This window comes from Sphingomonas sp. Y38-1Y (genome assembly GCF_032391395.1).
GTDB lineage: Bacteria > Pseudomonadota > Alphaproteobacteria > Sphingomonadales > Sphingomonadaceae > Sphingomonas.
On record NZ_CP135916.1, the window covers coordinates 1,891,717 to 1,904,130 of the forward strand.

10 protein-coding genes and 1 tRNA gene are annotated in these 12,414 nt (G+C 67.9%); 7 read left to right on the forward strand and 4 right to left on the reverse strand.

The features are described from left to right. Positions 1–36 precede the first annotated feature (36 nt). The 4 genes from RS883_RS09050 to RS883_RS09065 all read left to right on the forward strand — a co-directional run bounded on the left by RS883_RS09050 (position 37) and on the right by RS883_RS09065 (position 7,102). Positions 37–2,727 (forward strand): TonB-dependent receptor, encoded by a 2,691-nt coding sequence (locus tag RS883_RS09050; protein ID WP_315759878.1) that lies wholly within the window; start codon positions 37–39, stop codon positions 2,725–2,727. 92 nt (positions 2,728–2,819) lie between these two features. Next, on the forward strand, positions 2,820–4,637 hold the full coding sequence (locus RS883_RS09055) for an alpha-amylase family glycosyl hydrolase (protein ID WP_315759879.1): 1,818 nt from the start codon (positions 2,820–2,822) through the stop codon (positions 4,635–4,637). Next, complete coding sequence (locus RS883_RS09060; RefSeq protein ID WP_315759880.1) at positions 4,634–6,247, forward strand: alpha-amylase family glycosyl hydrolase; 1,614 nt, start codon at positions 4,634–4,636, stop codon at positions 6,245–6,247. The genes RS883_RS09055 and RS883_RS09060 overlap by 4 nt, the downstream gene beginning before the upstream one ends. A 57-nt stretch (positions 6,248–6,304) precedes the next feature. Beyond that, a complete protein-coding gene (locus RS883_RS09065; protein ID WP_315759881.1) occupies positions 6,305–7,102 on the forward strand; it encodes an aldo/keto reductase in 798 nt (265 codons plus the stop codon). Positions 7,103–7,211: 109 nt separating this feature from the next. Here the strand turns inward: RS883_RS09065 and RS883_RS09070 are convergent, their stop codons facing one another. Further along, positions 7,212–7,838 (reverse strand): DNA-3-methyladenine glycosylase 2 family protein, encoded by a 627-nt coding sequence (locus RS883_RS09070; RefSeq protein ID WP_315759882.1) that lies wholly within the window; start codon positions 7,836–7,838, stop codon positions 7,212–7,214. A 63-nt stretch (positions 7,839–7,901) separates the two neighbouring features. On the opposite strand from RS883_RS09070, the gene RS883_RS09075 reads away from it, so the two are divergent. Next, positions 7,902–8,219 (forward strand): 2Fe-2S iron-sulfur cluster-binding protein, encoded by a 318-nt coding sequence (locus RS883_RS09075; protein WP_315759883.1) that lies wholly within the window; start codon positions 7,902–7,904, stop codon positions 8,217–8,219. Positions 8,220–8,370: 151 nt separating this feature from the next. Here RS883_RS09075 and rlmB read toward each other — a convergent pair whose 3' ends face one another. Beyond that, a complete protein-coding gene (gene rlmB / locus RS883_RS09080) occupies positions 8,371–9,123 on the reverse strand; it encodes a 23S rRNA (guanosine(2251)-2'-O)-methyltransferase RlmB (protein WP_315759884.1) in 753 nt (250 codons plus the stop codon). Between the two features lie 4 nt (positions 9,124–9,127). Further along, positions 9,128–10,729, reverse strand: a complete 1,602-nt coding sequence (locus RS883_RS09085; RefSeq protein WP_315759885.1) for a M20/M25/M40 family metallo-hydrolase — start codon at positions 10,727–10,729, stop codon at positions 9,128–9,130. Between the two features lie 126 nt (positions 10,730–10,855). Here RS883_RS09085 and RS883_RS09090 point away from each other — a divergent pair. Together RS883_RS09090 and RS883_RS09095 are read left to right on the forward strand one after the other, a co-directional pair. Continuing rightward, positions 10,856–10,941: transfer RNA gene (locus RS883_RS09090), tRNA-Tyr, on the forward strand. A gap of 21 nt (positions 10,942–10,962) precedes the next feature. Next, positions 10,963–11,490, forward strand: coding sequence for a GNAT family N-acetyltransferase (locus RS883_RS09095; protein ID WP_315759886.1), 528 nt, complete (start codon positions 10,963–10,965; stop codon positions 11,488–11,490). Positions 11,491–11,599: 109 nt separating this feature from the next. On the opposite strand, the gene RS883_RS09100 is transcribed toward RS883_RS09095, so the two are convergent. Beyond that, on the reverse strand, positions 11,600–12,364 hold the full coding sequence (locus RS883_RS09100; RefSeq protein WP_315759887.1) for a c-type cytochrome: 765 nt from the start codon (positions 12,362–12,364) through the stop codon (positions 11,600–11,602). Positions 12,365–12,414 lie beyond the last annotated feature (50 nt).

A 12,414-nucleotide genomic window follows, 5' to 3' on the forward strand; every position in this document is an offset into this window, starting at 1 on the left:
CGAGCCTACGGTCACAAGCGGGCGAGGGGGAGGAACATGAAGACTCGATCGACGATGCGTGCCGCGCTGCTGGGCGCCACCGGGCTTTCGCTGGCGGCGTTCGCTGCCCCCGCCATGGCGCAGGACGCCGGCGACACCACCGATCCCGCCGCGCAGGAAGCGCCCGCCGACGACATCGTCGTGACCGGCTTCCGCGCCAGCCTGGAGAGCGCGGTGAATGCCAAGAAGTCGCGCGACCAGGTCGTTGAATCGGTGTCGGCCGAGGATATCGCCCGCCTGCCCGACGCCTCGATCGCGGAATCGATCGCGCGCCTGCCGGGCCTGACGTCGCAGCGTATCTCGGGCCGCTCGTCGGGCGTCTCGATCCGCGGCTTCGCGCCCGATTTCTCGACCACGCTGCTGAACGGCCGCGAGCAGACCTCCACCGGCGACAACCGCGCGGTCGAGTACGACCAGTATCCGTCTGAAGTCGTCAACCAAGTGCTCGTCTACAAGACGGCCCAGGCGACGCTGATTGGCCAAGGCCTGTCGGGCACCGTCGATCTTAAGACGATCCGCCCGCTCGAATATGGCAAGCGCACGCTCGCGGTCGGTGGCCGCGGCGTCTATACCGACCTCGGCAAGCTCAATGCGGGCTCGAAGGAATATGGGTACCGCGTGTTCGGCACCTATGTCGATCAGTTTGCGGACGACACGATCGGCGTCGTCCTGTCGGCCAACTACCTCAACGAGCCGTACCAGATCCAGGAATTCAACGCGTGGGGCTATGCCGATGCCGGCGCGATCGCGCCCAATGCCGGCGTGATCGGCGGGTCGAAGTCCTACGTCACCTCGACCAACCTCAAGCGCCTGGGCCTTCAGGGCACGGTGCAGTGGCGGCCGGTGCCCAACTACACGATCACGCTCGACGGCTTCTATTCGGACTTCGACGATCCGCAGATCAAGCGCGGCATCGAGCTGCCGCTGGCGTTCGGCAACGCCACGCTGACGCAGGCGAACGTCGAGGGCGGCTTCGTCACCTCCGGCACCTTCTCGGGCGTGGAGGGCGTGATCCGCAACGACAGCTTCAGCCGCAAGGCCAAGCTCTATTCGTTCGGCATGAACCAGCGCTGGGAGGGCGACGATGGCTGGAACGCCATGTTCGACCTCAGCTATTCGAAGACCGATCGCAGCGAGACGATCATCGAGACCTATGCCGGCACCGGCTATGGCGCCAACGTCGGCGCACGCGACACGATCGGCTTTACCAGCGGGTCGACGGGCACCGTCTTCTCGCCGACGCTCAACTATTCCGACCCGGGCCTCATTCTGCTCACCGACCCGCAGGGTTGGGGCGGCGCCAACCTTCAGGCGGGCTATTACAACGACCGCATCGTCAAGGACGAGATCCAGCAGTATCGCGGTGAGGTCGAGAAGGAGATGGAGGGCTTCCTCCGCTCGGTGCAGTTCGGCCTCAACTATACTCGCCGCGAGAAGTCGCTGACGCCGGACGAGGCGCTGATCCAGCTGACCGGCGGGCTGCGCGAGCGGCGCATCCCGGCCGAGTATCTGCTCGAGCCGACCAACCTGTCCTATCTGGGGCTGGGGCCGATGGTCAGCTACGATCCGGCCGAACTGCTGGCGGGCGGCATCTATCAGCTCTCGCCCAACACCAGCCTCGACATTCCGGCCAAGGCGTTCCGCGTCAACGAGGACGTGATGAGCGCGTATCTTCAGGCGAACATCGACCACGAGATCGGCGCGTCGGTGCTGACCGGCAATGTCGGCGTCCAGTTCGTGTCGACGGTGCAGAAGTCGTCGGGCCTGGTCGCCGCGGGCGGCGTGCTCCAGCCGGTGACGGAGGGCGACGACTATATCGACGTGCTGCCCGTCGTGAACCTGTCGCTGCGCTTCCCCAGCGACTTCGTCATCCGCGTCGGTGCCGCGCGGCAGATGCAGCGTGCGCGGCTGGACGACATGCGTGTCGCCATCGCCTATGGCTACAACACCGCGCTCGACCTCTACACCGGCAGCGGCGGCAACCCCGTGCTGCGGCCGATCCGGTCGAACTCGTTCGACCTGACGCTGGAGAAGTATTTCGGCACGCGCGGCTATATCGCGCTCCAGGGGTTCTACAAGGATCTCAAGAGCTTCGTGTACAATCTCGAGGTGCCGTTCGACTATAGCGCCTACCCCAAGCCCGCCGGCCTGCGCCCGCCGACGGACCTGGGTCTGCTGACCCAGCCGATCAACGGCGAGGGTGGCAACATCTATGGCGCGGAGCTTGCCGCGACGCTGCCGCTCGGCGAGTTCGTCGGTGCACTGGACGGCTTCGGCGTGACCGGCGGCGTCAGCTATACGCAGACGGAGATCCAGCCGACGCCGGGCGCGCCGGCCGAGGACATCCCCGGTTATTCGAAGTGGGTCGCAAACGGCACTGCCTATTTCGAGAAGTGGGGCTTCAACCTGCGCGGCTCGGTCCGGTACCGCTCGACCTTCGTCGGCGAGCTGTCGGGCTTCGGCGGCAACCGCGTGCGTCGCCGCGCGCTGGACGAGACGATCGTCGATGCGCAGGTCGGCTACGACTTCCAGGAGGGATCGGCGCTGGAGGGCGTTTCCCTCTTCATCCAGGGCCAGAACCTGACCGACGAGCCGTTCGTGACCGTCGATCCGCGCGACGACCGCGCGATCATCGACCACCAGCAGTTCGGACGCCGCTTCCTGGCGGGTGCGACGCTTCGCTTCTGAGTTAAAGGGGGCGCGTGGACCTGTGCCGGCAACGATCGGCACAGGTCCCCCGCTCGCTTCGCGCGATCGGCGCCAATCATGAGGGTCCTGCCATGAAGCGACTTGTCGCTGCGCTTTCGCTCGCCTGCATGGCGTCGCCCGCTGCCGCCCAGCAGCTTCCGCTGCGCGAGCGGTTGCCGAGCGAAGAAGTCATCTACTTCGTGCTGCCCGACCGCTTCGACAATGGCGATCCCGGCAACGACCGCGGCGGCATTCGCGGCGACCGGCTGGCGCACGGCTTCGACCCGACCGACAAGGCGTTCTTTCAGGGCGGCGACCTCAAGGGCGTGATGAAGCGCCTCGACTATATTCAGGCGCTGGGCGTCACCGCGATCTGGCTGACCCCGGTTTTCAAGAACAAGGCGGTGCAGGGCGGGCCGGGGCAGGAGTCCGCTGGCTACCACGGCTATTGGGTTACGGACTTCACGACAGTCGATCCGCATTTGGGCACCGATGCCGAGTTCAAGGCGCTGGTCGACGCGGCGCATGCGCGGGGCATGAAGGTCTATATGGACATCATTGCCAATCACACGGCGGACGTCCTCTATTTCGCCGAGTGCGAGGGGAAGCCGGCATGCCCCTATCGCAGCCGCGCCGACTATCCCTATTCGCGCCGCGGCGGGATCGGCGGCAAGGCGATCAACAGCGGCTTTGCGGGCGATCAGGTGCAGACGGCGGCGAATTTCGCGCGGCTGACCGACCCCAACTACGCCTACACGGTCAAGGTGAAGCCGGCCGAGCGGAACGTGAAGGTGCCTGCCTGGCTGAACGATCCGATCTATTACCATAACCGCGGCAACACGACCTTCTCGAACGAGAGTTCGACGATGGGCGACTTTGTCGGCCTCGACGACCTGATGACCGAGAACCCGCGGGTCGTCTCGGGCATGATCGACATCTTCGGCGGGTGGATCGACCGGTTCGGCATCGACGGCTATCGCATCGACACCGCGCGGCACGTGAACCCGGAGTTCTGGGCGGCGTTCGTGCCGGCGATGCTGGAGCGTGCCAGGGCCAAGGGCATTCCCAACTTCCACATCTTTGGCGAGGCGGCCTGGTCCGAGCTCGAGATCGGGCTGCTCCAGCGGCATACGGTCGTCGACAAGCTGCCCGCGGTGCTCGACTTCGCCTTCGCGACGGCGGTGCAGCAGGTGGTGGCGGAGGGCAAGCCGACCGCCGCGCTCGCCAAGCTGTTCATGGGCGACGCCATGTACGCCGGCGGCGAGGCGACGGCGCTGCAACTGCCGACCTTCATCGGCAATCACGACCAGGGCCGCTTCGCGATGTTCGTGATGAAGGCCAACCCGTCTGCCGCCGACGCCGAGCTGCTAGCGCGGACGCGGCTGGGGCACGAGATGCTGCTGACACTGCGCGGCGTGCCGACGATCTATTATGGCGACGAGCAGGGCTTTGCCGGGAAGGGCAACGACCAGGCCGCACGCCAGACGATGTTCGCGAGCAAGACGCCCGCCTATCTGGACGACAAGCTCGTCGGCACGGCGCGCACGCATGGCGAGCCGCATTGGGGCACCGATCACCCGCTGTTCGGGACGATCGCGACGCTCGCGAAGCTGCGCCGCGCGACGCCGGCGCTGTCGCACGGGCGGCAGGTAACGCGCGCGTACCTCGACGACAAGCCGGGGCTGTTCGCCGTCAGCCGCTTCGATCCCGGCACCGATGCCGAGGTGGTGGTCGCCTTCAACAGCTCGCCCGCGCCGATCACCGCCAATGTCGAGGTCGAGACGCGATCGATGCGCTTTCGCCCGCTCTATGGCGCCGGCTGCCCCGCCGCCGCGAGCGCGCCGGGAAGCATGCGCGTGACGATCGCGCCCTTCTCCACAATCGTCTGCGCCGCGGAGCCGGCGCGATGAGCAGCGCGCCGCTTGCCATTCCGGCCGCCGCCGAACCCTGGTGGAAGGGGGCGGTGATCTATCAGATCTATCCGCGAAGCTTCGCCGACGCGAACGGTGACGGGATCGGCGACCTGCCGGGGATCACGTCGCGGCTCGGCCATGTCGCGGACTTGGGCGTGGACGCTATCTGGATCTCGCCCTTCTTCACCTCGCCGATGCGCGACTTCGGCTATGACATCGCCGATTTTTGCGGCGTCGATCCGGTGTTCGGGACGATTGCGGACTTCGACGCGCTGGTGGCGCGCGCGCACGATCTGGGCCTCAAAGTCATGATCGACCAGGTCTATTCGCACTCGTCGGACCAGCATCCCTGGTTCGCCGAGAGCCGGTCGAGCCGCGACAACCCAAAGGCCGACTGGTATGTCTGGGCCGATCCCAAGCCCGACGGCTCGCCGCCGTCGAACTGGCAGTCGGTGTTTGGCGGCCCGGCGTGGCAATGGGATGCACGGCGCGGTCAATATTATCTGCACAACTTCCTGGTCGAGCAGCCCGACCTCAACCTCCACAATCCGGCGGTGCAGGACGCGATCCTGGGTGCGGCGCGCTTCTGGCTGGAGCGGGGGGTGGACGGGTTTCGCCTAGACGCGCTCAACTTCGCGATGCACGACCCGTTGCTGCGCGACAATCCGCCGCTGCCGCCGTCCAACCGCGCCCGCTCGCGGCCGTTCGACTTCCAGGACAAGATCCACAACCAGAGCCATCCCGACATTCCCCGCTTCATCGAGCGGCTGGCGGGCGAGATGCGCAGCCACGGCGCGATCTTCTCGATGGCGGAGGTGGGCGGTGACCATTGGGCGCGGGAGATGGCGCTCTATACCGCGGGCGACCGGCGGCTCGACAGCGCCTATGGCTTCAACTTCCTTTATGCCGAGCGGCTGACGCCGGGGCTGATCGTCGATGCGCTGGCGGCATGGCCGGACGTGCCGGGCCATGGCTGGCCGAGTTGGGCGTTCGAGAATCACGACGCGCCGCGCGCGATCTCCCGCTGGACCACGCCGGAGCATGCCGCTGGCTTCGCGCGGCTCAAGATGCTGCTGCTCTTGTCGCTGCGCGGCAACGCCATCCTGTACCAGGGCGAGGAACTGGGGCTGACGCAGGTCGACATTCCGTTCGACCGGCTGGTCGACCCGGAGGCGATCGCCAACTGGCCGATGACGCTGTCGCGCGACGGCGTGCGCACGCCGATGCCTTGGGCGGCGGAGGCGCCGGACCATGATTTCGGCTCGGCAGAGCCGTGGCTGCCGCACGGCCCCGACCACGGTGCGCTGGCGGTCGACGTCCAGGCGGCCGATCCGCGCTCGCTCCTCCATTGGACGCGGCGGCTGATCGCGCTGCGCCATGCCGAGCCGAGCCTGGCGCATGGCAGCATCGAGGTGCGGCAAGCCGAGGGCGAGGTGATCGTGTTCGAGCGTCGGGCACCGGGCGCCGCGCCGATCCTCTGCGCGTTCAATCTCGGCACCGAGCCGGTTCGGACCGCGCTGCCGCCGCACCGCGTGCTCGCCGCGACCGGCGAGATCGAGGGCGATCGGCTAGGACCGCACGCGGCGCTGGTGGCGCGGCTCGCTTAGCGCAACCAAGCCATCGCTGACGCATTGGGGCGGCGACCTCTCAAGACAGGACGCCTCATGCTCGACCTCAACGACGGCAACCGCATCCCCGCGCTCGGCTTCGGCACCTGGCAGATCGCCGATGCGGTCGCGCCGCTGATCGTGCGCAAGGCGGTGGATATCGGCTACCAGCTGATCGACACCGCCGCGATCTATGGCAACGAACGCGGAGTGGGCGAGGGGCTCGCCAGCATCGACGACTTGTTCCTGACGACCAAGCTCTGGAACGACCGGCACGAGGATGCCGAGGCGGCGCTAGACGAGAGCTTGGCGCTGCTGGGGCGCGACAGCGTCGACCTTTATTTGATCCACTGGCCGGTGGCGGGTAGCGACACCTACCTCGGTGCTTGGGAAGCACTGATCCGGCTGCGCGAGGCGGGCAAGACGCGGTCGATCGGCGTGTCCAACTTCCTGCCCGAGCAGATCGACCGGCTGATCGAGGCGACGGGCGTCACGCCGGCACTCAACCAGATCGAGCTGCATCCGCGTTTCCAGCAGGTCGAGGCGCGCGCTTTTCATGCCGAGTGCGGGATCGTCACGCAGAGCTGGAGCCCGCTGGGCAAGGGCGGGCTGCTGTCCGATCCGGCAATCGTCCAGATCGCCGAGAAGCAGGGGGCGACACCGGCGCAGGTGGTGCTGGCGTGGCACCTGGCGCTCGGTTTGTCGGTGATCCCCAAGGCGTCCGACGAGGCGCATGCCCGCGACAATTTCGGTGCGACCGGGGTGACGCTGGACGAGGACGACTTGGCGGTGATCGCGGCGCTGGATGACGAGGATGGCCGGACGGGCCCTGATCCGCGGACGATGGGGGTGTGAGTTGTACCCCGGCGAAGGCCGGGGTCGAGTTGGGATGCAGACGAAGCAGGCGCTCCGCTAACCAACCAGCGCTGCGGAACTGGACCCCGGCCTTCGCCGGGGTACAAAGTCAGATCACCTGCATGTCGCTGCGATAATGGTGCCAGGTGAAGATCGCTGCGGCACCGCGATGCGGTTTCCACGCTTCGGCGATCTCGCGGGTCAGCTTCTCGCTCGGCCGTTCGGGCAGGCCCATGATGCGGCCGACCTCGATCTGGACGGCAAGGTCGCCGGCCGGCCAGATATCGGGCCGCCCCTCGGCGAACAGCAGGTAGATCTCCGCCGACCAGCGGCCGATCCCCTTGACCTTGACGAGCTCCGCCACCGCCGCTTCGTCATCGGAGGGCAGGTTGGCGAGGTCGAGCTCGCCGCTCTCGACCAAACCCGCCAGGCTGCGCGCATAGCCCATCTTCTGACGCGACAGCCCGGCGCCGCGGAGCGTCTCGTCGCTCGCCGCAGCCCAGGCGCTGGTGTCGGTCGCGTCGCCGCCCAGCGCCGCCTCCAGCCGCCGCCACACCGCCTCGGCCGACTGGGTGCTCACCTGCTGGCCGACGATGGTGCGCAAGAGCGTCGCCACGCCGCGATTGCTGATGCGGGGCGCGGGATAGCCCACGCGCCCGATCGCCGCGGCGTATGCGGGCTCGATCGCGGCCAGCGCATCCAGATGCTCGCGCAGCTGCTCGGCGCTCAACCCCATCGTCCGATCCCTTGAAAGTCGCACGGACACGCGGCAAGTCGCCGCCATCCGCAGGAGAATATGATGCCGCAGCTTATCGTCGTCGATCGCAAGGGGGAAGAACGCGCCGTCGAGGGCGAGGTCGGCCTGTCGGTGATGGAGGTCATTCGCGACAACGGCTTCGACGAGCTGCTCGCGCTGTGCGGCGGCTGCTGCTCTTGCGCGACGTGCCACGTCCATGTCGACGAGGCGTTTCTCGACCGCCTGCCGCCGATGAGCGAGGACGAGGACGACCTGCTCGACAGCTCGTCCGGCCGCGACGCGACCTCGCGCCTGTCCTGCCAGCTTCAGTTCACGGGCGCGCTGGACGGGCTGAAGGTGCGGATCGCAGACGAAGATTGAGGTTCGTGGCGAGCCTATCGCCATGAACACGTGCTTCGACAGGCTCAGCACGAACGGGGAGGGTGGGGCCAGCTAAGGCAAACCAACCGTTCGTCCTGAGCTTGTCGAAGGACGTGTAACAGGCGCAACCCGTCGACTAGCCTAGGACCAACTAAAGCTTCGCCGCCGCCACCGCGTAGAGCGCGATCGCCGCGGCGTTCGAGACGTTGAGGCTCTCGACGCGCGGGCTGATCGGCAGCTTGGCGAGGATGTCGCAATGCGTCTCGGTGTTCTGGCGCATGCCTTCGCCCTCGGCACCCAGCACCAGCGCGGTCTTCGCCGAACCCTCCAGCGCGGCCGACAGCAACGTCTCGGTATGGCCGGTCAGGCCGACGCGCCAGAAGCCGGCCTCGGCGATCTCCTCCAGCGCGCGGGCGAGATTAACGACGCGGACCCACGGCACGACCTCCAGTGCGCCCGACGCGGCCTTGGCGAGCGCGCCGCTTTCGGGCGGAGCGTGGCGATCCTGCGTGACGATCGCCAGCGCATCGAACGCCGCCGCCGAACGGAGCACCGCGCCGACATTATGCGGGTCGGTGACCTGGTCGAGCACGACGAGTGGCCGCTGATCGTCCGCGCCGCGCTCCAGCACCTCGCCCAGCCACAGGTCGTCGAGCGGATCGACCTCGATCACCAAACCCTGATGCGGCGCGTCACCGGGGACCAGCCGGCCGAGATCGGCGGCGTCGGCATAGGTGATCGGGATGACCGGCGGCAGATCGAGCGCGCCGATCGCCTCGCGCGTGCCCCACAGCTTTCGCACCTGGCGATCCGGATTGGCGAGCGCGGCAAGCACCGCGTGCCGGCCCCAGAAGCGGGGCCGGTTGCCGGTCGATTGGGAAGGGCGGTGTCCGCGGCGGGCCATGAGCTTACTCGGCGTTGGGGTCGGGGGTCTGGAACGGGTCGGTCGGCAGCGGCTGGCGCGGGATCGGGTTGCGCGGCAGCGGCGCGTCCGCGTTTGCGGCCTTGAGCAGCATCCAGGCGAGCACCATCGCACCCTGTCGCATGTCCGCCGCCTTCAGATGGTCGAACGTGTCCGCGCCCGAATGGTGCGTCACGCTCGAATAGTCGAGCGGGTCCTGGACGAACTGGAAGGCGGGGAGGCCGATGGCGGCCATGAACTGGTGATCGGTGCCGCCGGTGCGGCCGAACACGACGCTTCCAGAGCCCATCGGCGCGAACGGCGACAGCCACTCGCGCAGGATCGGTGCTGCCGCCGAGTTGTTCTCGGCATAGATGCCGCGCAGCTTGCCCGAGCCGTTGTCGATGTTGAAATAGGCGGCAAGGTCGCGATAGCCGGGCAGCGGCGTCACCGGGAAACGCTGGGTCTGGCCGTAGTACATCTGGTTCGAGTTCTGGGGGCCGGCCGGGGCGGGCCGCTTCGCCAGATACTTCTCGATATAGGCGATGCTGCCGTAGAGCGCCTGCTCCTCGCCGTTCCACAGCGCGAAGCGGATCGTCCGCTTGGGCCGGACGCCCAGCGCGCGAATGATGCGGGCGGCCTCCATCACCATCGCCGAGCCCGCGGCATTGTCGGTGGCACCGTCGCCCGCGACCCAGCTGTCGAAATGCGCGCCGGCCATGACATAGCTGCCCGAGCGATCGGTGCCGGGGATGTCGGCGAGGATGTTGTAGGCCTGGGGATTGCTGTCATCGAACTTGACGTCGCTGACGATCTCCAGCGTCGGGGCGGGTCCCATGACGGCGAGGCGGGCGAGGCGGCGATAATCCTCCGCGGCGATCTCGACACCGGGCGTCTGCGCGCCGGTGCGATGCTGATAGCCTTCGCCATGCAGCAGCTTGTTGTCACGATAGCTGATCCGCGCGAGGGCGACGGCGCCCTCGGCCTTGAGGAAGGCGTCCAGATCCTCCTCGAACGTCAGCGCCGGCGCGCGGCGGGCGACGCGGGCGGGATCCCAGGGGCGCTCGCGATAGGTGTCGAGCTTGCCGATATCCTCACCCGACAGGCGCTTGAACGGCGCCTCGTTCGCTTCCTCCGGCTGGCCCGGCGGGGAGACGAGAACGATCTTGCCGGCGAGCTTGCCGCGCCAGGCGGCGAAGTGCGACTGCTTGGTCATCGGCGCGACGACGATCGGCGCGGTCGCGTTGACGGGCGGCGTCCAGGCGATCGGGATGGCGGTGAGCTGGACCGGGCGCGGCGTCACCATCCGAACGCTCGACCGCTCGATCGACCAGCCGCGGCCGAAGTCGAACCCGTCCTTGCGCACGTTGGTCAGGCCCATGCGCTGGAACTCGGCGACCGCCCAATCCTCGGCCTTTCGCATGCCGGGGGAATTGGTGAGGCGAGGCCCGAGCACATCGGTCATCTGCTGCGCGATCACCATCACCTGGCTGCGCTCCGTCCCCTCGTCGAGGATGCGCGCGAATTCGGGGGCAGGCGGCGGCGTGTCCTGTGCCGAGAGCGGCGCGGCGACCAGCGCGGTCGCGGCAAGCAGATGGATCAGGCGCATGAAGGTCCCCCCGGAATGACGTGTCGTTGCCCGCGTGACTATTGCGGCACGCGCATTCGCGCAACGGCGTTGACAAGCCAATCTTGCGGAGGCAATGGGCGCGCTCGCTTTTCGAAGCGGCCCCATGGAAGGGTGGCCGAGTGGTTAAAGGCAGCAGACTGTAAATCTGCCCGTGCAAGCGTACGCTGGTTCGAATCCAGCCCCTTCCACCATCCGTCACAAACGGGTGCAGCATGACGATCCCCCACTTTCGGTTCGCTACCCTGGACAACGTGCCGGCGCTGCACGCGCTGGTCGAGCGCGCGTATCGCGGGAAGGCGGCGCGAGGCGGGTGGACGCATGAGGCGGATCTGCTCGACGGTCAGCGCACCGACGCGGCGGCGCTCTCGGCGATGATCGGCGACGCGTCGCAGCGGATCGTGATCGCCGAGATAGGCGGTGAGGTCGCGGGCTGCATCGCGGTGCAGGCCAAGCCACCCGCGGCGGCGTATCTCGGCATGGTGACGGTGGCGCCTGACCGGCAGGCGGCGGGGCTCGGCCGCTCGCTGCTGGCCGAGGGCGAACGGGTGGCGGCGGTGATGTTCGGCGCGACACTCGCCGAGATGACGGTGATCTGCCAGCGAGCTGAGCTCATCGCCTGGTACGAGCGGCGCGGCTATCGCGCGACGGGCGAGCGGCGGCCGTTTCCCTATGGCGATACGCGATTTGGCGAGCCGCGGACGGACGCGCTCGAATTCATGGTGTTGGCGAAACCGCTCTGATCGGGCGTGCGCGGCACGTGCTTCGACAAGCTCAGCACGAACGGAGTGGGCGAAGCGGCGCTAAACAACCACCGTTCGTCCTGAGCTTGTCGAAGGGCGTGCGTCGCGCTCAGCCCGGAAAGCGCGAGAGATAGTCGTACAGTGCGTCGACCTCCGCCGGCTTCAGCGCGTGGAGGCGCACTTGCGAGGCTTTGGTCATCTCGCCGACCTTCCGATCGCCTGGTGCCAGCCCCGTCTTCATCAGTGTCGCGAACGCGACGCGGTCATAGCCGGCGACCACCGACAGGCTTGGCGGATCGCCGGGCTGCGCATCCTCGACCCCCTTCAGCGACGACGCGTGGCAGCCGGCACAGACGGTGCGCGCCAGATAGCGGCCGCGCGCCGTGGCAGGGCCGAGATCAGAGGGCGGGTTGGCGAGGTCGCGGGCGAGCGTCGCCGATTCGAGCTTCACCCGCCCCGCCTCGACGGCTGCCTTGAAGCGCGGACCCATGGCGATGCGCGGATGCTCGGGGCCGCTCGGCCGCTGCGCGCGGAGCCAGGCGAACAGCGCGCGCTTGTCGGCGCGGCTCATGACCGCATAGGGGGCGGCATCCATGTACCATAGCCGCGTGCCGTCCGGCCGCTCACCGGTCGAGAGCACATGGTCGAGCTGCTTATCGGTATATCGCGGCAGCGCGCGCGTCAGGTTCGAGCTGTAGAAGACGGCGATCTTGGGATCGGTCAGCATCGCCTTGCCCTCGAGCGTCGCGCCGTGACAGTCGCGGCAGCCGAGGATGGTCGCAAGCCGCTCGCCCTCGGTAAGCTGCGACGGTGGTGCGGCAGCGGCGATCGATGCGGCCGCCACGCCGATGGCGATGAAAAGTCCCGCGCGCATGGTCCTGTCCCCCCGGATGTCCCCGGGGATCAGGTTAGCCGATCGGACCG

Bases quoted from the DNA above. Each gene is read 5' to 3' on its own strand.
- RS883_RS09065 (WP_315759881.1), top strand. From the start codon at position 6,305: ATGCTCGACCTCAACGACGGCAACCGCATCCCCGCGCTCGGCTTCGGC.
- RS883_RS09050 (WP_315759878.1), top strand. From the start codon at position 37: ATGAAGACTCGATCGACGATGCGTGCCGCGCTGCTGGGCGCCACCGGG.
- RS883_RS09100 (WP_315759887.1), bottom strand. From the start codon at position 12,364: ATGCGCGCGGGACTTTTCATCGCCATCGGCGTGGCGGCCGCATCGATC.
- RS883_RS09075 (WP_315759883.1), top strand. From the start codon at position 7,902: ATGCCGCAGCTTATCGTCGTCGATCGCAAGGGGGAAGAACGCGCCGTC.
- RS883_RS09055 (WP_315759879.1), top strand. From the start codon at position 2,820: ATGAAGCGACTTGTCGCTGCGCTTTCGCTCGCCTGCATGGCGTCGCCC.
- RS883_RS09095 (WP_315759886.1), top strand. From the start codon at position 10,963: ATGACGATCCCCCACTTTCGGTTCGCTACCCTGGACAACGTGCCGGCG.
- rlmB (WP_315759884.1), bottom strand. From the start codon at position 9,123: ATGGCCCGCCGCGGACACCGCCCTTCCCAATCGACCGGCAACCGGCCC.
- RS883_RS09070 (WP_315759882.1), bottom strand. From the start codon at position 7,838: ATGGGGTTGAGCGCCGAGCAGCTGCGCGAGCATCTGGATGCGCTGGCC.
- RS883_RS09060 (WP_315759880.1), top strand. From the start codon at position 4,634: ATGAGCAGCGCGCCGCTTGCCATTCCGGCCGCCGCCGAACCCTGGTGG.
- RS883_RS09085 (WP_315759885.1), bottom strand. From the start codon at position 10,729: ATGCGCCTGATCCATCTGCTTGCCGCGACCGCGCTGGTCGCCGCGCCG.